Source organism: Burkholderia sp. Tr-862 (assembly GCF_011753085.1).
Taxonomy (GTDB): Bacteria; Pseudomonadota; Gammaproteobacteria; order Burkholderiales; family Burkholderiaceae; genus Burkholderia; species Burkholderia ambifaria.
On record NZ_VWWG01000059.1, the window covers coordinates 1 to 21,890 of the forward strand.

The 21,890-nt window shown below is 67.2% G+C and carries 16 protein-coding genes; 1 reads left to right on the forward strand and 15 read right to left on the reverse strand.

The genetic code is table 11. The annotated features are described in order from the left end of the window. From uvrA to F3J14_RS17720, 13 genes are all read right to left on the reverse strand, one after another. The coding region (gene uvrA, locus F3J14_RS17660; RefSeq protein ID WP_166724097.1) for an excinuclease ABC subunit UvrA at positions 1 to 4,889 on the reverse strand (4,889 nt) is incomplete at its 3' end. 220 nt (positions 4,890 to 5,109) lie between these two features. After that, positions 5,110 to 6,570 carry an amino acid racemase gene (locus tag F3J14_RS17665; protein ID WP_166724098.1) on the reverse strand — a complete coding sequence of 487 codons (1,461 nt, stop codon included), beginning with the start codon at positions 6,568 to 6,570 and terminating at the stop codon, positions 5,110 to 5,112. Continuing rightward, positions 6,567 to 7,841 (reverse strand): dicarboxylate/amino acid:cation symporter, encoded by a 1,275-nt coding sequence (locus F3J14_RS17670; protein ID WP_166724099.1) that lies wholly within the window; start codon positions 7,839 to 7,841, stop codon positions 6,567 to 6,569. Before F3J14_RS17670 ends, F3J14_RS17665 begins: the two co-directional genes overlap by 4 nt. 183 nt (positions 7,842 to 8,024) lie before the next feature. Next, a complete protein-coding gene (locus tag F3J14_RS17675) occupies positions 8,025 to 8,939 on the reverse strand; it encodes a LysR substrate-binding domain-containing protein (RefSeq protein ID WP_166724100.1) in 915 nt (304 codons plus the stop codon). 135 nt (positions 8,940 to 9,074) lie between these two features. Then, the gene (locus F3J14_RS17680; RefSeq protein ID WP_166724101.1) at positions 9,075 to 9,389 is read right to left on the reverse strand and encodes a high-potential iron-sulfur protein; all 315 of its coding nucleotides are present in this window, start codon (positions 9,387 to 9,389) and stop codon (positions 9,075 to 9,077) included. 40 nt (positions 9,390 to 9,429) lie between these two features. Then, complete coding sequence (locus F3J14_RS17685) at positions 9,430 to 9,771, reverse strand: cytochrome C oxidase subunit IV family protein (RefSeq protein WP_166724102.1); 342 nt, start codon at positions 9,769 to 9,771, stop codon at positions 9,430 to 9,432. A gap of 8 nt (positions 9,772 to 9,779) precedes the next feature. Beyond that, positions 9,780 to 10,502 (reverse strand): heme-copper oxidase subunit III family protein, encoded by a 723-nt coding sequence (locus F3J14_RS17690; RefSeq protein WP_166724103.1) that lies wholly within the window; start codon positions 10,500 to 10,502, stop codon positions 9,780 to 9,782. Then, positions 10,499 to 11,110, reverse strand: a complete 612-nt coding sequence (locus F3J14_RS17695) for a cytochrome c oxidase subunit 3 (protein ID WP_166724104.1) — start codon at positions 11,108 to 11,110, stop codon at positions 10,499 to 10,501. The genes F3J14_RS17690 and F3J14_RS17695 overlap by 4 nt, the downstream gene beginning before the upstream one ends. Further along, positions 11,107 to 12,867, reverse strand: coding sequence for a cytochrome c oxidase subunit I (gene ctaD / locus F3J14_RS17700; protein ID WP_166724105.1), 1,761 nt, complete (start codon positions 12,865 to 12,867; stop codon positions 11,107 to 11,109). The genes F3J14_RS17695 and ctaD overlap by 4 nt, the downstream gene beginning before the upstream one ends. Positions 12,868 to 12,880: 13 nt before the next feature. Continuing rightward, entirely contained in the window at positions 12,881 to 14,029 is a 1,149-nt protein-coding gene (locus tag F3J14_RS17705) for a c-type cytochrome (RefSeq protein ID WP_166724106.1), read from the reverse strand. Between the two features lie 352 nt (positions 14,030 to 14,381). Next, a complete protein-coding gene (locus tag F3J14_RS17710; RefSeq protein ID WP_166724107.1) occupies positions 14,382 to 14,897 on the reverse strand; it encodes a hypothetical protein in 516 nt (171 codons plus the stop codon). A gap of 266 nt (positions 14,898 to 15,163) precedes the next feature. After that, the gene (locus F3J14_RS17715) at positions 15,164 to 15,673 is read right to left on the reverse strand and encodes a DUF1269 domain-containing protein (protein ID WP_166724108.1); all 510 of its coding nucleotides are present in this window, start codon (positions 15,671 to 15,673) and stop codon (positions 15,164 to 15,166) included. A gap of 48 nt (positions 15,674 to 15,721) precedes the next feature. Then, positions 15,722 to 15,964 (reverse strand): DUF3820 family protein, encoded by a 243-nt coding sequence (locus F3J14_RS17720; RefSeq protein ID WP_166724110.1) that lies wholly within the window; start codon positions 15,962 to 15,964, stop codon positions 15,722 to 15,724. Between the two features lie 63 nt (positions 15,965 to 16,027). Between F3J14_RS17720 and F3J14_RS17725 the strand changes: the two genes are divergently transcribed. Continuing rightward, on the forward strand, positions 16,028 to 16,216 hold the full coding sequence (locus F3J14_RS17725) for a hypothetical protein (protein ID WP_166724111.1): 189 nt from the start codon (positions 16,028 to 16,030) through the stop codon (positions 16,214 to 16,216). A 207-nt stretch (positions 16,217 to 16,423) separates the two neighbouring features. Here the strand turns inward: F3J14_RS17725 and F3J14_RS17730 are convergent, their stop codons facing one another. Next, positions 16,424 to 17,086 carry an OmpA family protein gene (locus tag F3J14_RS17730; RefSeq protein ID WP_166724113.1) on the reverse strand — a complete coding sequence of 221 codons (663 nt, stop codon included), beginning with the start codon at positions 17,084 to 17,086 and terminating at the stop codon, positions 16,424 to 16,426. Positions 17,087 to 17,211: 125 nt separating this feature from the next. Then, complete coding sequence (locus F3J14_RS36095; RefSeq protein ID WP_166724115.1) at positions 17,212 to 21,885, reverse strand: YadA-like family protein; 4,674 nt, start codon at positions 21,883 to 21,885, stop codon at positions 17,212 to 17,214. Between the last annotated feature and the right edge of the window lie 5 nt (positions 21,886 to 21,890).

Below are 21,890 nucleotides of genomic sequence, written 5' to 3' on the forward strand. Positions count from 1 at the left end.
GACGACAGCACCGAGCGGCCGACCGCGTCGAGCAGGTTCGTCATCAGCACGTCGCGCGCGAGCGTCGACTTGCCGGAGCCGCTCACGCCCGTCACCGCGACGAGCCGCGCGAGCGGAATGCCGACGGTGACGTCGCGCAGGTTGTGCAGCGTCGCGCCGTGCACGGTCAGCCAGGCCTCCGGCACCGCCGGTGCGCCCTTCTTGCCCGCCAGGCTCACCGCGCGGCGCGGTTGCAGCGGGTGCGTCATCGGCTGCGCGAGCAGGCGCCCCGTCACCGAATCCGGCTGCGCGGCCAGATCGGCGACCGCGCCCTCGGCGACCAGCGTGCCGCCGCGCTTGCCGGCGCCCGGGCCGACGTCGATGATGTGATCGGCGCGCCGAATCGTGTCCTCGTCATGCTCGACGACGACGAGCGTGTTGCCCTTGTCGCCGAGCTTGCGCAGCGCGTCCAGCAGGATCCGGTTGTCGCGCGGATGCAGGCCGATCGTCGGCTCGTCGAGCACGTAGCACACGCCCTGCAGGTTGCTGCCGAGCTGCGCGGCGAGCCGGATACGCTGGGCTTCGCCGCCCGACAGGCTCGGCGCCGCGCGATCGAGGCTCAGATAGCCGAGCCCGACTTCCTCGAGAAACGCGAGGCGGCTGCCGATCTCGCTGACGATGTCGCGTGCGATCTGCGCGTCGCGGCCGGTCAGCTCCAGCGCGTCGATCCAGCGGCGCGTATCGGACACTGTCCACTGCGCGACCTCGACGATCGGATGCGCATCGAACGTGACCGCGCGCGCGGACGGGTTCAGGCGCGTGCCGCCGCAATCCGGGCACGGCTCGTTGCCGACGCCTTCCGGTTCCTGTTCGTCCGACGGCAGCGTCTGCTCGCGGCCGCGATCATCCCCGGCGCGTACCGTGTCGTCGTACGCCGCGCGCTGTTCGCGTGTGAGCGTGACGCCCGTGCCGACGCAGGTCGTGCACCAGCCATGCTTGCTGTTGTACGAGAACATCCGCGGATCGAGTTCCGGATAGCTCGTGCCGCACACCGGGCACGCGCGCTTGACCGACAGCACCTTGACCTCGCCGACGCGCGCGGTCGAATGATCGTTCTGCATCGCGTGGTGCAGCCCGTCCAACGGCGCGAGCAGGTGCATCACGCCCTTGCCGAGTTCGAGCGTCTCGTCGAGCACCCGCCGCAATTCGGCTTCGTCGTCCGGCGACACGACGATATCGGCCACCGGCAGCTCGATCGTATGCTCGCGGAAGCGATCGAGCTTCGGCCACGGATCGACCGTCACGAACTCGCCGTCCACGCGCAGATGCGTGCTGCCGCGCGCCTTCGCCCACTTCGCGAGATCGGTATACACGCCCTTGCGGTTGACGACGAGCGGCGCGAGCAGCCCGACGTGCTCGCCGCGATGGTCGCGCAGCAGCTGCGCGGCGATCGACTCGACGGTTTGCGACGTGACCGGCGTGCCGTCGTGGATGCAATGCTGGAGGCCGAGCTTCACATACAGCAGCCGCAGGAAGTGCCAGACTTCGGACGTGGTCGCGACCGTGCTCTTGCGGCCGCCGCGCGACAGGCGCTGCTCGATCGCCACCGTCGGCGGAATGCCGTACACCGCGTCGACTTCCGGCCGCCCGGCCGGCTGCACGATCGAGCGCGCATACGCGTTCAGCGATTCGAGGTAGCGGCGCTGGCCTTCGTGAAACAGGATGTCGAACGCGAGCGTCGACTTGCCGGAACCCGACACGCCGGTGATCACGTTGAACTTGCCGTGCGGGATATCGACGTCGAGCGCCTTCAGGTTGTGCTCGCGCGCATTGACGATCCGCACGACGTCCTCGCCCTCGATCGCGCGCCGCTCGCGTGCGGCGTTCAGCACGGCCTGCAGCGGCACGCCTTCGTCGGCCAGCGCCGTTTCGCCATCCATCGCGCGGTCGTACTGCAGCAGCGCGACGCCGGTATGCGATTCCGCGCAAGCCTTCACGTCGTCGGGCGTGCCCGCGCACAGCACGCGGCCGCCGCCGTCGCCGCCTTCCGGGCCGAGATCGATCAGCCAGTCGGCTGCGCGGATCACGTCGAGGTTGTGCTCGATCACGATCAGCGAATGGCCGGCCGCGAGCAGCTTGCCGAACGCCTGCATCAGCTTCGCGATGTCGTCGAAGTGCAGCCCGGTGGTCGGCTCGTCGAACATGAACAGCTTCGCCCGCGCGACGCGCGCCTCCTCGCTGGCGACGCGGCGCCCGCCGGCCGCCGCCGCCGATTCTGCGAGGAAGCCGGCCAGCTTCAGCCGCTGCGCTTCGCCGCCGGACAACGTCGGCACCGGCTGGCCGAGCTTCACGTATTCGAGACCGACGTCGACGATCGGCTGCAGCACGCGCAGCACCTCGGCATCGGTCGCGAAGAACCCGGTCGCCTCGCTGACGGTCAGGTCGAGCACGTCGGCGATGTTCAGCGCACGGCCGTCGCGCTCGATGCGCACTTCGAGAATCTCGGCGCGGTAGCGGCTGCCGTCGCAGTCCGGGCAACGCAGGTAGACGTCGCTCAGGAACTGCATTTCGATGTGCTCGAAGCCCGAGCCGCCGCAAGTCGGGCAACGGCCGTCGCCCGAGTTGAAGCTGAACGTGCCCGCGCCGTAGCCGCGTTGCAGCGCGAGCGGCGCCTTCGCGAACAGCTTGCGGATCTCGTCGAACGCGCCGACATAGCTGGCCGGGTTCGACCGCGTGGTCTTGCCGATCGGCGACTGATCGACGAACACGACGTCGCCGACCTGATCGGCCCCCGTCAAGTTGCGGAACGCGCCCGGCGACTCGGTCGCCTTGCCGTGGTGGCGCGCCATCGCCGGATAGAGCACGTCCTGCAGCAGCGTCGACTTGCCGGAACCCGACACGCCCGTCACGCACACGAGCCGCTGCAGCGGAATCTCGACCGTCACGTCGCGCAGGTTGTGCTCGGTCGCGCCTGCCAGCACGATGCGCGGCGTGTTCGCGTCCACCGGACGGCGCGCCCAGTTCGACGCATGCGCGACGTGCTTGCGGCCGCCGAGATACTCGCCCGTCAGCGTGTGCGCGGAGCGGATGTCGCCCGGCGTGCCGTCGTAGACGATCGTGCCGCCGCGCTCGCCGGGCCCCGGGCCCATGTCGATCAGCCGGTCGGCCGCGAGCATCACCGACGGATCGTGCTCGACGACGACCAGCGTATTGCCCGCGTCGCGCAGCCGCTGCATTGCCTCGACGATTCGCGTGAGGTCGCGCGGATGCAGCCCGATGCTCGGCTCGTCGAGCACGAACAGCGTTTTCGTGAGCGACGTGCCGAGCGCCGTGGTCAGGTTGATCCGCTGGACCTCGCCGCCGGACAGCGTGCGGCTCTGCCGGTCGAGCGTCAGGTAGCCGAGCCCGACGTCGCACAGGTATTTCAGGCGCGTGCGCACCTCGGCGAGCAGCAGCTTCAGCGCGTCGTCGAGCAGCGCGCTCGGCAGGCTCACGTCGTCGAAGAAGCGGCGGATGCGCTCGATCGGCAGCAGCATCAGGTCGTGCACCGTCAGGCCCGGCAGCGCCTCGAGCTGCGCGCGCGTCCAGTCGACGCCACGCGGCAGGAAGCGATCAGCGGGCGCGAGCACCGCGTCGGCGTTCGCCTTCGAGCCGAGCCGCCATTGAAGCGATTCCGTCTTCAGGCGCGCGCCGCCGCACACGTCGCACGGCGTGTAGCTGCGGTACTTCGACAGCAGCACGCGGATATGCATCTTGTACGCTTTCGATTCGAGATAGCCGAAGAAGCGTTTGACGCCGTACCACTGGCTCTGCCACTTGCCGTTCCAGTCCGGCGAGCCGTTGATCACCCATTCGCGCTGGGCGTCCGTCAGCTCGGACCACGGCGTGTCGCGCGGGATGCCGGCTTTCGCCGCGTAGCGCATCAGGTCGTCCTGGCATTCCTTCCAGGCGGGCGTCTGCATCGGCTTGATCGCGCCGCCGCGCAGCGTCTTGCGCGCGTCGGGGATCACGAGGCCGAGATCGACGCCGATCACGCGGCCGAAGCCGCGGCAGGTTTCGCATGCGCCGTAGGCCGAGTTGAACGAGAACAGCGCTGCCTGCGGCTCTGCGTAGCGCAGGTCGCTGTCGGGATCGTGCAGCCCGGTGGAGAAACGCCACACCTGCGGCTCGACGGTTGCGGCGAGCGCGTTGTCCGCGTCCGGCGCCAGCACGTAGACGTTCACGCGGCCGCCGCCGCGCTTCAGCGACGCCTCGATCGCCTCGACCACGCGCACCTTGTCGGCCTGCTGCACGCGGAAGCGGTCGGCCACCACGTCGAGCAGCTTGCGCGGGCCGGTGGGCGACGCGACTTCGCGCTGCGCCTGCACGCGCGTGTAGCCGCTCGCGGACAGCCACTGCGCGACTTCGTCCTCGGACGCGCTTTCCGGCAGCTCGACCGGGAACGTGACGACGACGCGCGGATCGTCGGCGCGCGTGCGCTCGACGAGTTCCGCGTAGATCGTCTCGGGCGTGTCATGCCGCACCTGCCGCGCGGTCTGGCGGTCGAACAGCTCGGCCGCGCGCGCGTACAACAGCTTCAGGTGATCGTTGAGCTCGGTCATCGTGCCGACCGTCGAGCGCGAGCTGCGGACCGGGTTGGTCTGGTCGATCGCGATCGCGGGCGGCACGCCGTCGACGCGCTCGACCTGCGGCCGGTCCATCCGGTCGAGGAACTGCCGCGCATACGCGCTGAACGTCTCGACGTAGCGCCGCTGGCCTTCCGCGTACAGCGTGTCGAACACGAGGCTCGACTTGCCGGAGCCCGACGGGCCGGTGACGACCGTCATTTCGCCGGTGCGCAGATCGAGATCGAGGTTCTTGAGGTTGTGCTGACGTGCTCCGCGAATGCGGATCAGATTGCTGGATGACAATTTGCCTGCCCGTCTGAATGAGTTAGCCGGAATCACGGTGCCGGAACGCTGCGGCGGATGCCCGCAGACGCGGCGCACGTGCCGCACGGGTCATGCCCGCGCCGCTCGAGTTCGACGGATACTATACTGTATATTCATACAGTTTTCCACGAGCGGCGCGAAGGGCGAAAACGGGCCGGATCACTCCGCTCATCGACGCCAGCCTGGAACAGGGGGCGACTCAGCCGCCGCCCGCCGTCGCATACGCAATGCACGTGCGCGCAAGCACGTCGGTCGGATCGACGAGCGTCGCCCGGCGCCCGCTCCGCGCGACATATTCGCCGCCCGGCAGCAGGATCGGCAGTTCGGTACAGCCGAGCACGATCACGCTCACGCCTTCGTCCATCAACGCCTCGATGGCCGCGCCGATATCTTCCTCGCACCGTCCGGCCGTGAAGCCGGCCTTGACACCCCGCGTGCCGTAGATCGCTTCCATCACGCGCGCCTGCAACGCCGGCCCCGGCGCCACTTGCCGGAGTCCCTGCGATTCCAGCGCCTTCTGGTAGACCCCGCTTTCGATCGTGCCGGACGTGGCCAGCACACCGACCTCCCGCAGCGCCGGATAGGTGTCGCGCAGGTGGGCGACCGTGACGGTCAGCATGTTGACGATCGGAATGCCGAGCCAAGGCTGAATCCGCTCGACGAACGCATGCGCGGTGTTGCACGGAATCGCGATGACGTCGGCATCGCCGTCCTCGAGTTTCTTGCAGGTCGCGTACAGGGAGATCGTCGGATCCGCGCCGGCGCCCACCAGGTTCTCGGTTCGATCGGGAATCTGCGGATTCTGTTCGACCAGCAGCTTGATATGGTCCTGATCGCGCGATGCCGGCGTGTTGCGCACGATCTTGTCCAGAAAATCGACCGTCGCGGCCGGGCCGACCCCGCCGACCACGCCGATCTTGAACGTCGCCGCGCGCGAACCCGGTTGCCCGGTCACCGCGTACTGCGCATACGCGAGGTTCGAATCCACGAGCGGTACGCGCTGCGGGCCGATTTCATCCGTGACCAGCGCGATCTCGGTCAGCCCCGGAACGATCACCTGCACGCCCTGATCGGCAAGGTCCTCGCATGCGCGGCGCAGCAGTTCGACCGGACGGCCTCGAAGATTGCCGCGCTTGATGCCGTCGGCGCCGTAGATCGCTTCGGTCACGAGGTCGATCCCGTCGTGCGACCGCGGATGGACGATGTCGAATTGCGGCGCCGGGAAGTACGCTTCGAAGAGTCGCTTGTCGCGCACGTAGTCGGACGCCAGCACGCCGATGCGCGTCGCGTCGGGATACTTGCGCCGTACATGGCTGCGCACCGCTTCGACGATATCCACGATCGGCAGGCTCGTGTTTGCCTTCAGCTCGTCGATGAACGTGTGGCTCAGGAAGCACGGCAGCACGACCGTCGTCACGCCCCGCTTCTCGAACGCCCGGATCATGTCGAACACGTACAGCTTGCGTTCGATGGTCGCCGCGCTGCCCGACCCCGAGCCCTTGAACGGGTATTGCTCGAAGATCATCTCGGCGTGCTCCTCGTCGGACGACGCAGGCGTCGCCTTCACCATCTTGAAGAACACATCGGCACTGCCCAGCGGCCCGAGGCCGCCCACCACGCCGAACTTGCGCCGGGCATTCACGCCATCCATGTGCATCATGCGCTCTCCGGCTGATCGAATACGGCGGCGGCTTGCGACTTCGTAGCACGCCGGCTCTCCCATTTCGCGATCACCGCCGTCGCCACGCTGTTGCCGATCACGTTCGTCATCGTGCGGCCCATGTCGAGAATCTGGTCGATCGCCAGAATCATCGCGACGCCGGCCACCGGCAGATGGAACATCGGCGCGACCGCCGCGACCACGACCACCGAGCCGCGCGGCACGCTCGCCATCCCCTTGCTGCTCAACATCAGCACCAGCAACATGAACACCTGCTCCGACACCGGCATGTGCACGCCGAACGCCTGCGCGATGAAGATGGCGGCAAACGCCTGATACATCATCGAACCGTCCAGGTTGAACGCGTAACCGAGCGGCAGCGTGAAGCCCACCACCTTCTTGTCCACGCCGAACTGCTCGAGCTGCTCGGTCAGGCGCGGATACGCGGCCTCGCTGCTCGCGGTCGAGAAGGCAATCAGCGCGGGTTCGCGTACGGCCTTCAGCAGGCTGCCGACGCGTCGCCCGAGAAACACGTAGCCGGCGCCGATCAGCAGCGTCCAGAGGACGAGCAAGCCGAGGTAGAACGCGCCGATCAGCTTGCCATACGTATAGATCACGTCGAGCCCGCGCAGCGTGACCGACGCGGCGATCGCACCGAATACGCCGAGCGGCGCCGCGCGCATCACGTAGTTGGTCAGGCGCAGCATCACCGGCACCATGCCGTCGATCGACTGGATCACGACGCCGACCCGCTTGTCGTGCTTCAGCGCGCTCAGCCCGATGCCGAGAAAGACCGAGAACACCAGGATCTGCAGGATGTCGTTGCGCGCCATCGCGTCGAGCAGGCTGGTCGGGAACGCATGCGTGATCACGTCCCGCGCGTTCAGCGCGGCGGTATTCAGTCCGGTGTCGACCTCGGCGGCGGAGGCCGCGAGGTTCAGGCCCGCACCCGGCTGCAGCGCATTGGCCATGACGAGGCCCAGGCTCAACGAAATCAGCGACGCGCAGACGAACCACCCGATCGAGCGCAGGCCGATGCGGCCGACGTCCTCGCCGCTGTCCATGCCGGCCAGGCCGGACACGAGCGTGACGAACACCAGCGGCGCGATGATCATCTTGATCAGGCGCAGGAAGATGTCGGTGACGATCGAGAAATAGCCGGCGACGGTTTTGAGGGTGCCCGGATCCGCGATGTGGGTGTGGCACGCATAACCGGCGACGACACCGAGGATCATGCCGACTGCAATGCTGAAGGTAAGGCGATTTTTCATGTCCATTCGTCCTTGGGTGGCGCCCTGCCGCCGGGGGCGAACGAGCGCTGCGAAGAGGGCCGCGCGACGCCGGTCACGCGTCACGATTGCCGTTGGAACGAATGGTAGGGACGGTCGATAAAACCGTGATGCCGGTGCAACATGGCGGTATGCGAGCGCCGCATAAGGCGGGAAAACCCTGACTCAGCCGAGCCGGGAAGGCGCCGCGCGCAGGTGCTGCCACAGCGTGTCGAGGAATTCACTGCGGTTGGACACGTCGCGATACACGCGCAGCTCGACTTCGAGATTCCACGCCGCCGGACCCGCCGGGACGAGTTCGCCGGCCGCCAGCTCGGCGGCGATGGCGCTGCGGGGCAGCCACGCGACGCCCTCGCCTTCCATGACGAGTTTCTTCAGCACCTCGGCCATGTCCGACTCGTAGTGCAGCTGCAAGGCCGGCGCATCGGGGGCACGGCCGAGCAGCAGCGCGAGGCAGCGGCCGAAATAGCTGGTCTCCGTATAGGAGATCAGCGGCAGCGGGCTCTGCTTCGTTCCGGGCAGGCGAAACGCGGGCGCCGAGCGCTGGTTCGGCCGGCATGCCGGCATCAACGTGTCGAGGCCGACCGTCAGGTGCTCGTACTTCGCCGGGTCGAGATGGAGCGGCAGCTCGGGATGGTGATAGGCAAACATCAGCTCGCAGTTGCCGTTGACGAGCATCAGGATCGAGTCATGGACGTTGGTCGGAATGACGCGCGCCCGCACTTCGCCGAAATGCGGGGCGAGCGCCTTGAGCCAGCCCGGCAGGAAGCTCAGCGCGATCGTGTGGCCCGCGGCGATCTGCAGGCTCTTGCCGGCAATCCGTTGCTCGGTGCGGATGATGGCCCGCGTGTCGAACAGGCGGCTGAGCACGTCTTCGGCCGTCTCGCGAAACAGCCGGCCCGCCGGCGTCAGCACCGGCGGAAAGCTGCTGCGGTCGATCAGTTCGGCGCCGATCCACTGTTCGAGCGACTGGATGCGACGGCTGAAGCCCGACTGCGTGACGTTGCGAAATTCAGCCGCACGGGAAAAGCTTTGATATTGAGCGAGCGCGAGGAAGTCCTCGATCCATTTGATTTCCATGTTGGCCTTGGCGGGTCGCGGGCGGAGCGGCCCGCGCGTCACCCAGGTCATGGCGAAGCGCAGGCCGACGGACGCTCACATTGTATGTGCTCGATCCGGTGCGCCGCGCGGGGATCCCGTCATGCCCCCCGCTCGCTACGCCTTTTTCACATAGGCGCTGCACCAGCCTTTCGCATTGACCTGCTTGCCGCCGAAAATGGCGCACGGCGCCATCGCGACACCGGCCTTGCCCTGGAAGAACTGGCAGTTCGAACAGGCCTCGCCCGCCTGAAATTTCGGGAACTTCGCCCGATCGACCCGGCTCGCGTCCGTCTTGTAGCCGAGGGCCTGGGCGTTTGCATCGGATTCCTGCACGGCAACGGCATCCGCCGCCGCCGCGCGGCGGCCCACGGCCAGCGCGGAAGCCAGCACGGTGGTGGCTGTAAGGAAACGTCGGCGTGAAAATTTCATGAGGTCCTCCCTTCAGGTTTGCGTGAACGGATGCCCTGGGTCAGTGAAAGAAGAGTTCCCGCATGCCGAACGTGTGATGCGCTTCGGCGGCCATCAGCACCATGAGCACCAGCAGGCACAGCGGCGGTATCAGGATCGCGTACACCAGCGCCAGCCGCTCCCACATCATGTGCATGAAAATCGACACGATCAGCCCGGCCTTGGCGATCATGAGCACGACGATCAGCACCCAGCGCAGCAGGCCCTGCACGTGGAAGTAGTCCACGAGATACGACAACGTGCTCAGAACGAACAGCAGGCCCCAGATCTTCAGGTAGACGCCGATCGGATGCTGCTGGCCGTGCGCGGCCTCGGGACGATCGGCGGGATCGGTATGGTCCATGGCCTGCCTCACCACAAATAGAACAGCGCGAAGATGAACACCCACACCAGGTCGACGAAGTGCCAGTACAGGCCGGCAATCTCGACGATCTGGAAGTTGCCGTGCTCGGTGAACCCCGGTTGCAGCACCTTGCGTGCGATCAGCAGCAGGTAGATCACGCCGCAGGTCACGTGAAAGCCGTGGAACCCGGTGATCGTGAAGAAGCACGCGCCGAACTGCGCCGCGCCCAGCGGGTTGCCCCACGGGCGGATACCTTCATGGACGATCAGCTTGGTCCATTCGAGCGCCTGCATCGACACGAAGGCCGCGCCCAGCAGCGCGGTCGCCAGCAACAGCACGGCGGCGCGCTTCGCGTTGCGCCGGTAGCCGAAATTGACGGCCATCGCCATCGTGCCGCTGCTGCTGATCAGGATGAACGTCATGATCGCGATCAGCAGCAACGGTACATCCACGCCGCCCACCGTGAGCCCGAATACCTTGGACGTGTCGGGCCACGGCGCCGTGGTCGAGATGCGCACCGACATGTAGCCGATCAGGAAGCTGCTGAAGACGAAGGTGTCCGACAGCAGGAAGATCCACATCATCGCCTTGCCCCACGGCACCTTGAAGGCTTCGCGGTCGCCCGCCCAGTCCGTGACGATGCCGCGCCAGCCGTCGGGCCCGGCTTCGGCGGGGGCGAGCTGGGCCGATTCGCCGACGGATGATTCAGTGGGGAGCGTGGGCACGGTCATGGCGCGGCTCCATATAGCGGCCCGCAGATGGCGGCGACGATCGCGGGGGTCATCCACCACATCGCCGCCAGCAGCACGAGCCAGACAGCCAGCAGGAAATGCCAATAGATGGCGCACAGCGCAATGGCGCGCTGGGCGCGGAACGGGTCCGCGCGCCGCACAAGCGCGATCGTGACGACCCAGGCCACCAGTCCGCCCAGCACATGCAACCCGTGCAGGCCGGTGAGCAGGTACAGGAAGCTGTTGGAAGGATTGACGGTGACGGTCTGCCCGGCGGCGGACAGCATGCGCCAGGCGGTCAGTTGCCCGATCACGAACAGCGCCGCCAGCACGCCGCCGGATACCAGCCACACCGCGCGGTGCAAGGTCATCCGTCGTGCGCGCTGCATCGCGATGCTGGCCAGCACCAGCGCACCGGTGTTCCACCACAGCAGCGCCGGATGCGGGATCGGCTGCCAGTCGGGTTCGCGCATGCGCATCCCATAGGCGAGCAGCAGCAGGGCAAACAACGTCGTGGCCACCGCCATGAAGACGATCAGGCCCGTGCGGCCCGCATTCGGCAGGACCGGTTGCGCGTCGGGACCGAAGGGGCGCGGCAGCGTGGTCATTCGTGTGCCTCGCCGGAGTGAAGCGTCGGCCGGGCCGGCGCGGGCTCGGGCGCCGTTGCGGGCGGCCGGTTTTGGGGGACGAAATCTTCCGCCTCCCCTGCCGGACTGTATTCGTATGCCCAGCGATAGACGACCGGCAGCGCGGCGCCCCAGTTTCCGTGCGCCGGTGGCGATTGCGGCGTCTGCCATTCCAGCGTGGTGGCCCGCCACGGATTGCCGTCGGCACGCTTGCCGTGCACGAGGCTCCACGCCAGGTTGAACAGGAACAGCAGCTGCGCCACGCCGACGATCAGCGCAACGACGGTGATGAAGGCGTTGAGCGTCTGCGCCGAATGCGGAATGAAGCTGTAGCCCTCATACGCGTAATAGCGTCGCGGCATGCCGAGGACGCCGAGATAGTGCATCGGGAAGTAGATCGCATAAGTGCCGACGAAGGTGAACCAGAAGTGCAGGCGCCCGAGCGTGTCGTTCAGCATGCGGCCCGTCACCAGCGGATACCAGTGGTAGAGGCCGCCGAACACTACCAGGATCGGCGACACGGCCATCACCATATGGAAGTGCGCGACCACGAAGTACGTGTTCGACAGCGGAATGTCCACGCTCACGTTGCCGAGGAACAGCCCGGTCAGCCCGCCGAGGACGAAGGTGCTGATGAAGCCGATCGCGAACAGCATCGGCACGGTCAGGTGGATATCGCCGCGCCACAGCGTCAGCACCCAGTTGTAGACCTTGAGCGCGGTCGGCACGGCGATGATCAGCGTGGTGGTGGCAAAGAAGAAGCCGAAGTACGGATTCATGCCGGCGATGAACATGTGGTGAGCCCAGACCACGAAGCTCAGCGCGCCGATCATGACGATCGCCCACACCATCATCCGGTAGCCGAAGATGCTCTTGCGCGCGTGCGTGCTGATCAGGTCCGACGCGATGCCGAACGCCGGCAGCGCGACGATGTAGACCTCCGGATGCCCGAAGAACCAGAACAGGTGCTGGAACAGCAGCGGGCTGCCGCCGGCATGGTTGAGCGTCTGCCCCATCGACACCACGGCCGGCACGAAGAAGCTGGTGCCGAGCGTCTTGTCGAACAGCATCATCACCGCCGACACGAACAGTGCCGGAAACGCCAGCAGCGCCATGATGGTCGCGGTGAAGATGCCCCACACCGTGAGCGGCATGCGCATCAGCGTCATGCCGCGCGTGCGCGCCTGCAGCGTGGTGGTGACGTAGTTCAGGCCGCCCATCGTCGCCGCGACGATGAAGATCGCCAGCGACACCAGCATCAGCACGATGCCCCATTCCACGCCCGGCGTGCCCGGCAGGATGGCCTGCGGCGGATACAGCGTCCAGCCCGCGCCGGTCGGCCCGCCCGGCACGAAGAAGCTCGCGGTCAGCACCAGCACGGCGAGCAGGTAGACCCAGAAGCTCAGCATGTTGAGAAACGGGAACACCATGTCGCGCGCGCCCAGCATCAGCGGGATCAGGTAGTTGCCGAAGCCGCCCAGGAACAGCGCCGTCAGCAGGTAGATCACCATGATCATCCCGTGCATCGTGACAAACTGGTAGTAGTGGTTCGCGTCGATGAACGCGAACTTGCCCGGGAAGCCGAGCTGCAGCCGCATCAGGTTCGACAGCACCAGGCCGACGAGGCCGATGGCGATGGCCGTCAGCGCGTACTGCACAGCGATGACCTTGTGGTCCTGGCTCCAGACGTAGCGGGTCCAGAAGCTCTGCGGGCCGTGATCGGAGTGCGCGTAAGTCATGGGGTGTGCTCCGCTAGCGCTGCGCCGCGCTGCTGGCGTCCGGCGCGCCTTGCGCCTTGATATAGGCCACGAGTGCGGCCAGTTCCTGATCGCTCAGGTCGAAGTGCGGCATGATCGGCGAGAAACCCTTCACCACACGGGCCGTCGGGTTGCTGATGAACGCGCGCAGATAGGCGTCGTCCACCTTCGCGGTGCTGCCGTCGGCCATCGTTTCGGTCTTGCCGTACAGGCCCTTCCATGTGGGGCCCACGCGCGGCGTGCCGTCCACGGTATGGCAGGCGATGCAGCCCTTCGCCGCCGCGAGCGCCTTGCCCTGGTCGGCCAGCGCTTGGGCGCTGCCGCCCGCGGCGGCCGGAGCGGCCTGCACGTTCGCCTGCTGCCGCTGCGTGAACGTGGGCTGCCGCGCGAGCCAGCGCGAGAACGACGCTTCGTCTTCCACCACCACCACGCCGCGCATGTTCGAGTGCCCGATGCCGCAGAGCTGCGCGCACAGGATGTCGTAACGCCCGGCCTTGGTCGGCGTGAACCAGAAGGTGGTCACCATGCCCGGCACCATGTTCATCCGCGCGCGGAACGGCGGCACGTAGAAGTCGTGCAGCACGTCACGCGACCGTGCCAGCACCTGCACCGGCTGGTTGAGCGGCAAGTGCACTTCGGACGCGTCGATCAGGTAATTGTCGCGGCCGTTGGGGTCGCCGGGGTTCAGGCCGAACGGGTTGTCGGTGCTGACGTAGCGCACGTCCGTCGTGCCCAGCTTGCCGCCGGGGCCCGCGAAGCGGAAGCGCCATTGCCATTGCTGGCCGAGCACTTCCATCTGCAGCACCTTGTGCGGCGGTCGCACGTAGTCCGCATAGACGAACAGCCCCGGTGCCAGCAATGCGGCCACGCCGACCGAGGTCAGGCCGATCAGCCACCATTCCAGCCGCCTGTTGTGCGGCTCGTAGGCGGCGCGACGACCGCTGCGATGGCGGTAGCGCACCAGTGCGAGCACGATGAACAGGTTGATCGCGATGAAGAACGCGCCGGTGATGACGAGCGTGATCGTCAGCATGTCGTCCATGCGCACCCAATTCGACGCGATCGGCGTGATCCACCACGGACTGGCAAAGTGAAACCCCACCGCCACTGCGATGATCAGGACCAGAGCAATCGCAAGGGCCATAGGCCGCCTCGCTGCGTGTCACGCACTCGAGCCGCCGACACGACGCTGCTGGCGTCGTCGCGCCGCGTCGGCGCATGTCGCATTCGTCGTATCGTCCGCGCCGGCACCTGTGCCGGGACCGCTTCGCGACGCGCTGCCCACGACGGCTCTTAAGAAAAGGTAGTCCTCGGCCCTGCATCGTGCAAGGCGGCGAAACGCGGACGCGCATACCTCGCACGAACGGCGCGAACGGCGGCCTTGCATGCGGCGATGCGATGCAAAAACGGCCGCCGCCGGCAGGGACTGCCGACGCGGCCGTCTATCGGGGCCGACGGGTGTTCAGGTCGGCGCGAGCGTCGACAAAAGCGCCGCGTCACTCCATCCTGCTCGGCCTGCGCCATCGCTCCAGCTGGCCATAGGCGACGGCCGCAACCACGCCGAACAGCAGGTTGGCCAGCAAGGGGCCGGAACCGCGCTCCGAGATGAACCACGGGAACACGGCCGTCATCACATAAAAGTTCCACAGGTACGCGACGAGCCCGAAGGCCAGCCCGATCACCGCCTCCATGCCGACGCTCGAATCGAACCGGAACGGCGCCATGATCGCGGCGAGCATCATCCCCATGATCGCGCCGAGCACGTAATGCAGCAGCAGCGCCATCGCGACGATTTCAAGGCTGAATTGCGACAACTGGCTGAGCGCGCCGCGCCCCATCACCATCGCAGCGATCTTGTGGGTCGGTCGCCACGGGCTTTCATGGAGCACCAGCGTCGACCAGAAAAATTCCAGCGCGATCACCAGCGCGCCGCCCGCCAGGCCGGCCACGGCAGCGGAGACCCAGTCCGGCGTGCGCCGTTCCCAATGGTGCGATTGCATGTGCAGTTCCATATGACCTCCTTGCTGACGGTTCAGCTTCAGCACTCAGGTTCAGAACGCGCCCTTCGCGTCAAAAAGACTGTTCCGTGTGCGATTCGGAATCGCCGGACCCGGAGCCGGCGCAACGCACCGCGACACGTTCGCCCTGCCATTCCGCAACACCACCGGCGGCCGCGTCGAAACGCAACGCAATGCCGCCCATGGTCGCGGCAACGCGAACACGCGTCCGACGAATCGCGTCGATGAGCGCAGGTGTTCGCGTGTGCCGGTTTTCGCTATCAGGGGAAGATCGGCGTCGTGGGCTCGCCGCCTTCCAGATCCGCCTTGGGAAAATGCTGCGCGACCATCTCCGAGATTTCCTCCTCTCGCAGCGGCGGCACGTCGGCCATGATCAGGATCTGGCCTTGCCGGATGGCCTCGCGAAAGCGCGCGAGTCGCCCATTCGGTTCGGCAATGCCGATCATCGCGGCCGTCCACGCGCCGAAGCCCGCGCCCGCCAGCGTCAATCCGACGACGGCACCGCCCGCGATCACGAGCTCCGCTGGGGGAAATACCAGCGCGACGAGACCGATAAGCGCGCCTGTCGCGCCGCCGAGTGCGACGCCTCGCTCGAGCGCGTGCACGACATCGCTGCTTTGCAGCAGAGATGCTTCGGGCAACTGATCGAGCGTGACGCTGTGATCGGCGAGAACGTGAATATGGCGCCAGATGATGCGAGCGCGCAGCAAGTCATCGACGATCGCCTTCGCCATCTGCGTATCGGGTACGAGAAAATAAAGGCGTCTCATGTTGGCACCCCTCTTTTGCCAGCGGTTTATCCGCGACAGAGCCTTTTGTTATTTTATGTCAGCATCGGCGGCTGGATAGCCGGGTTTGCGCAGGGGCGCCAGAAGTTCCCTCAGACCGTTATGGTCGATCTCGTGCATCAGCGCGAGCTGTCGGCCGAGTTCGCCGCGCGGGAATCCTTCGCGCGCCAGCCAGTTGAGGTAAGGGCCGGGCAGGTCGGCAAGGCGTCGGCCCTTGTATTTTCCGAAGGGCATGGTAACGGTGACAAGGCATTCAAGGTCGGGGGTTCGCATGCCGGTATTGTGCACGTTTGGCTGCTAGACTGGAATTTCCCCCTGCAAACCCTGGAGGGAATCATGATGTCCGTCTACGTCGTGAAGACCGGCGAGCAATTCCTCTGCACTGCCGAGGACGGCGATATCGGCATGGCACCGGCGATTGAAAATGCCACGTCCTTCGCTTCGTATGAGGAAGCCGAAAAGGCGGCAAACACGCATGCCGACCCCGGATACGAAATCGTGGCCGTCTGCGTGATCCGGCACTGATCGGCTGATCCGTCGAACGAATGACTCGCGTGCCGGACGCAAGTCGCCGTGCGGCGGCGGCGTCCATGCAACGACGACGGCGGCCGCGGGCACGCACCGCGTGACGCGGTGCCTTCGTCGGCGTCGCGCATCCTCGCACGGCACCGCCGCCGCAAGCGACCCGTCCGGTTTCGACGGCCGCGCGTGCGGCGACCCGGTCGCCACGTCCTACTTCTGCAGCGAGATTTCCACCCGGCGATTGCGCGCCCGCCCTTCGACGGTATCGTTCGTTGCCGCCGGATTGGCTTCTCCATGCCCCGTCGCGGCAAACGAATCCGCCTTCAGCCCGTGTTCACGCAGATACCCCGCGACAGCATCGGCCCGACGCTTCGACAGCGCCTGGTTGTGCGTATCCGAGCCGGTCGCGTCGGTATAACCGTCCACTTCCACGCGCGCGAAATGCCGGTCGCCTTGCTGGTTCATCAGCTTGTCGAGCGCGGCGGTGGCGGCCGACGTCAGCACGGCCGAATCGGTCGCGAAATAGGCATCGCCGGTCAGGCTCACCTTCTCGACCGCGGCGGGTGCCGGCGCGACGGCCGCGGCGACCGGCGCGGGTGCCGCGCCGCACTGGAACACCATCGAGTGCGGATCGGCGCCGTCGCGGTAAGGCGTCGTGGAATCGACCACGCGCACGGCGTCGTTGCCGCACATGCGCGTCGCGACCTTCATGCAGGTCTGCGCGCTCGACAGGATGCCGTGACAGTCGACGCGGAAGGTGCGGATGCCGTCACGGGACTGCAATTCGTATGCGTTGTACGTCGGCCCCGACGCGCTCGAGCAGGCAGCGAGGGAAACGACGGACGCCAGCAGTGCAAGATGGATGTTTTTCACTTGATTACTCCGAAAATGCGATGGGCGCAGCGCGTGCGGCGCGATGGCGCGGCCGCATCCGCGTGCGTTTGCGTTCGACGCGGTCCGCTCCGGCAGCGCGTGCCGGAACGGACCGTCGCGCGCGATTACTTCCACTGATACAGCACGCCCGCGCCGACGACGCGCTGGCTGCCGGCGAAGCCGCCGTTCAGCGTCGCCTTCAGGTTCTCCGTGAGGCGCGCCTGCACGCCGACGGCCATGGCCTTCTGACCCTGGAATGTCGCGGTACCGACGCCCATCGCGAAGTTCGAGTCGCGGTCCATGTGCGGGATCGACGCCAACGCGGCCGTCGCGGCGATCCCCTCGCGCGCCATCGAATCGGTCTGCTGGATCTGCTGCTGCATCTGCGAGATCTGGTTGTTGACCGTGTTCAGCGACTGCGTGAACTGGTTCGAGACCGCATTCAGCTGGTTCACGTTCACCGCATCCGTGCCCTGCGTGCCCGCCGCGACGTTGACGACCTGTCGCGGCGAATCCGCCGAGCCGACCGCGACGACGCTCGAGCGGCCGCCGTCGTTGCTGCCCGTGCCGATCGCCGTCGAATTGCTGCCCGACGCGGTCGCGCCGACGCCGATCGCCGTCGAGCCGTTTCCGGACGCCGTCGATGCGTTGCCGACCGCCGTGCTGTTCGAGCCCGATGCGACCGCCCCCGAACCGCCCGCCGACGAATTCGAACCGCTCGCCCCCGGCGGCACGTTGCCGCCGGGCGGGTTCGTCGTGTACTGACCGCCGAGATTGGTCGTGCGTTGATCGATCAGCGTCGTCAACTGGTTCGCGACCGAGTCGAGCTGCGACACGTTCACCGCGTCCGTGCCGTTCTTGCCCGCGGCGAGGCCCGTGATCTGCCGGTTGCCGATGTTCACTTCACCGGCCGACGACTGCGGGCTGCTCAGGCCGTACGCGACGTAGTTCGTCAGCGCGCCGACCGTGGTCAGCGAACCGGCGCCCAGCGCGACGCTGTTCGCGAGCGTCGCCGACGCGCCGGCGCCGAGCGCGAGCGCATCGGTGGCGGTGCTGTGCGCACCCGAGCCGAGCGCGACGCTGCCCACGCTGACCGCCGACGCATTGGCACCCTGCGCGACCGACTGCGCGCCGAGGGCCGACGCACCGCTGCCGAGCGCGATCGCGTCGGCCTGCGCGGAACTCGCCGCCTGCCCGATCGCGACGCCGCCAGGTGCGGTCTGGTCGACGATCGCGCCGTTGCCGATGCCCACGCCGTTGTCGCCGTTCACGACCGTCGTCGGCCCGACCGCGACCGATTCCGCGCCGACCGCGAGCGAGTCGCCGGCCGTCGAATTCGCGTGGAAGTACTTCTGGCCCGTGACCGCGAACGACTGCAACGCGCCGGCCAGCTGCCGTACCGTCACCGCGTCCTGCTGCCCGGTGCCGTCCGCGACGTTGGTGATCTGGCGATACGTCCGGTTCGTCGCGTCGCCGACCGACACCGCGCCGAGCAGCGTCTGGTCCGTCGTGTTGAACGGGATCGCCGCGGTGCCGTTGCGGATGATGCCGGACGACGGCGCCGTCGGCCGATCGGCGACCGAACCGGAACCGAGCGCGATGCTGCCGTTCACGAGCGAGATCGCGTTCGGGCCGATCGCGACGCTGTCGACGCCGATCGCCTGGCTGTCCGGCGCGGTCGAGTTCGCGTGGAAATACTTGATGCCGTGCGCGTTGATGTTGTCGATCGCCGAGCCGACGCTGTTGTTGATGATCGTCGACCCGTCGCTGTTGTACGTCACGTACGACGGCGCCGAGATCGTGCCGGTCGTCGGGTCGTAGGTCGAGCCGCCGCCGATCGCGCCGGCCGTGCTGTTGCCGAGATTGGTGTTGTTGTTCACGATCGAGCTCAGGCCCGTCGACAGCGAACCGATGCCCGTCGACGTGGCGGTCGACAGCGACGTCAGGTTGCTGTTCGTCGCGCTCAGGCCGGTGGACAACGAGCCGATGCCGGTAGACGTCGACGTGGACAGCGACGTGACCGTGCTGTTCGTCGAGCTCAGGCCGGTCGACAGCGAGCTGATGCCCGTGGACGTCGACGTGGACAGCGACGTGACCGTGCTGTTCGTCGAGCTCAAGCCGGTCGACAGCGAACCGATGCCCGTGGACGTCGAAGTCGACAGCGACACGACCGTGCTGTTCGTCGAACTCAGGCCGGTGGACAGCGAATTGATGCCGGTCGACGTCGAGGTCGACAGCGACGTGACCGTGCTGTTCGTCGAGCTCAGGCCGGTCGACAACGAGCTGATGCCCGTTGAGGTCGACGTGGAAAGCGACGTAACCGTGCTGTTCGTCGAACTCAGGCCGGTCGACAACGAGCTGATGCCCGTTGACGTCGATGTCGACAGCGACGTGACCGCGCTGTTGGTCGAGCTCAAGCCGGTGGACAGCGAACCGATACCCGTGGACGTCGAAGTCGACAGCGATGTGATCGCGCTGTTCGCCGACGACAGCCCCGTCGACGTGGAGGTCGACAGCGAAGTAACCGTGCTGTTGGTCGAGCTCAGGCCGGTGGACAACGAGTTGATGCCGGTCGACGTCGACGTGGACAGCGACGTGATCGCGCTATTCGCCGACGACAGACCCGTCGACGTGGACGTCGACAGCGACGTCACCGTGCTGTTGGTCGAGCTCAGGCCCGTGGACAGCGAATTGATGCCGGTCGACGTCGACGTGGACAGCGACGTGATCGCGCTATTCGCCGACGACAAACCCGTCGACGTGGACGTCGACAGCGACGTCACCGAGCTGTTCGTCGAGCTCAGGCCCGTGGACAGCGAGTTGATGCCGGTCGACGTCGACGTGGACAGCGACGTGATCGCGCTGTTCGCCGACGACAGCCCCGTCGACGTGGACGTCGACAGCGACGTCACCGAACTGTTGGTCGAGCTGAGGCCCGTGGACAACGAACCGATGCCGGTCGACGTCGAAGTCGACAGCGACGCGACCGAACTGTTGGTCGAGCTCAATCCCGTCGACAACGACGAAACCCCGGTCGACAACGACGTGATGCTGGACAACGTCGACGTCGACAGCGACGTCACCGCCTGGTTCGTCGCATCGAGCTGCGAGCCGTTGATCGCATCCGTACTCGTCGGACTGATCCGCCCTGCCGCGACGTTGGTGATCTGACGCTCGGTTCCTACCGCGCCGACGCTGACGACGCTGACCGGATTGACGCCGTTGAACGTATACGTGACGCCGCCGATGGTGCCGGTGGCGGTCGGATTCGGCGCGGCCGTCACCGAACCGGAGCCGAGCGCCACATCGTTTGCATTGTTCGCCACGGCCGACGCGCCGAACGCCACCGCGCCCGCCGCTGCCGCCACCGACGTATTGCCGAGCGCGAGCGAGCCGGTGCCTTGCGCATTGTTCGAGTTGCCAATCGCCACCGCGCCGTTGCCGTTCGCGGTGTTGTTCGAACCGGCCGTGACCGCGCCGGTGCCGATCGCGGTGCTCGGGTCGCCGATGGCGACCGCGCCGTCGCCGCTGACGGTCTGGCCAAAACCGAGCGCGACGGCGCCGGTGCCGCCCAGGACCTTCGACAAGTTGCCGCCGGCGATCGAGCCAGCGCCGGCGGCTGCCGCGACCGAGTTGCTGTCGCCGATCGCGACGGTCGATGTCGCCGCCGCCGCGCTGTTGATGCCGATCGCCGTCGAATTCGATGCAGACGCCTTCGCGCCCGGCCCCAGTGCACTCGCCGAGATACCGGTCGCGAGCGCGAGGTTGCCGAGCGCAATGGCAAACTGCTGCGTCGCGGTCGCCTGCACGCCCATCGCGATCGAACTGACGCCCGATGCATTGGCGTTCAGGCCGAATGCGGCCGCGTTGTTGGCGCCGGCCGTCGTATTCGATCCCAGCGCGATCGAACTGGTGCCGAGCGCCTCCGTGCCCGAGCCGGGTACGCCTGCGGTGCCGCCCCAGCCGATGGCGATCGACGACGTGCCCTTCGCGCCGCTGTTCACCCCCATTGCCACGCCCGAATTGCCGGAAGCCAGCGCGCCGCTGCCCACGGCAACACCGGCCGCGCCCGAGCTGGTCGACTGGTTGCCGAGGGCGACCGCGCCCGTCAGGTCGGCATGCGACGCATAGCCGAGCGCGATGCTTTGCGCCCCCGCCGCGCTCGCCCCGAGCCCGAGTGCCGCCGCATACTGGCCCGACGCGAACGCATTGTTGCCGAGCCCGATCGCGGACACGCCGGTCGCCGCCGCGCCGCTACCGAGCGCCACCGAGCCGCTTTGCGTCGCGCTCGACAGGTTGCCGAGCGCAACCGCGTAAGCCCCTGAACCGAGCGCCTGCACGCCCATCGCCACGCTATTGACGCCGTTCGCCTGCGAGTTGATGCCGATGGCCGTCCCGCCATCCCCCATCGCGTGCGCACCCGGGCCGATCGCCGTGGACGACAGGCCCGCCGCCGTCGCCAGATTACCGAACGCGGTCGCATTCGTCTGCGAGGCAAGCGCGCCGTTGCCGACCGCGGTCGAACTGGCGCCGCCCGTCGCGGAGCCGCCACCGGCCGAATACTGTGCGTGGGCGCCCATCTGAAACAGTCCGAGGTACGCGGCGGCCATCATCATGACCAGCCGCCGGGGCGACAACCCAGGCGGCGTTGCCATGCTCGCGACGGCGCCTTCGTGGAGAGCCTGCTCGCCCGCACTCCTCGACGACGCCACGCGCTTGCCGCGCGCGCGATCGAGCTCGGACGCTGCAACCCACGCCCCCAGTGCTTCGTTCCAGATCGACTTGAACGACTTGTTCATCTTGT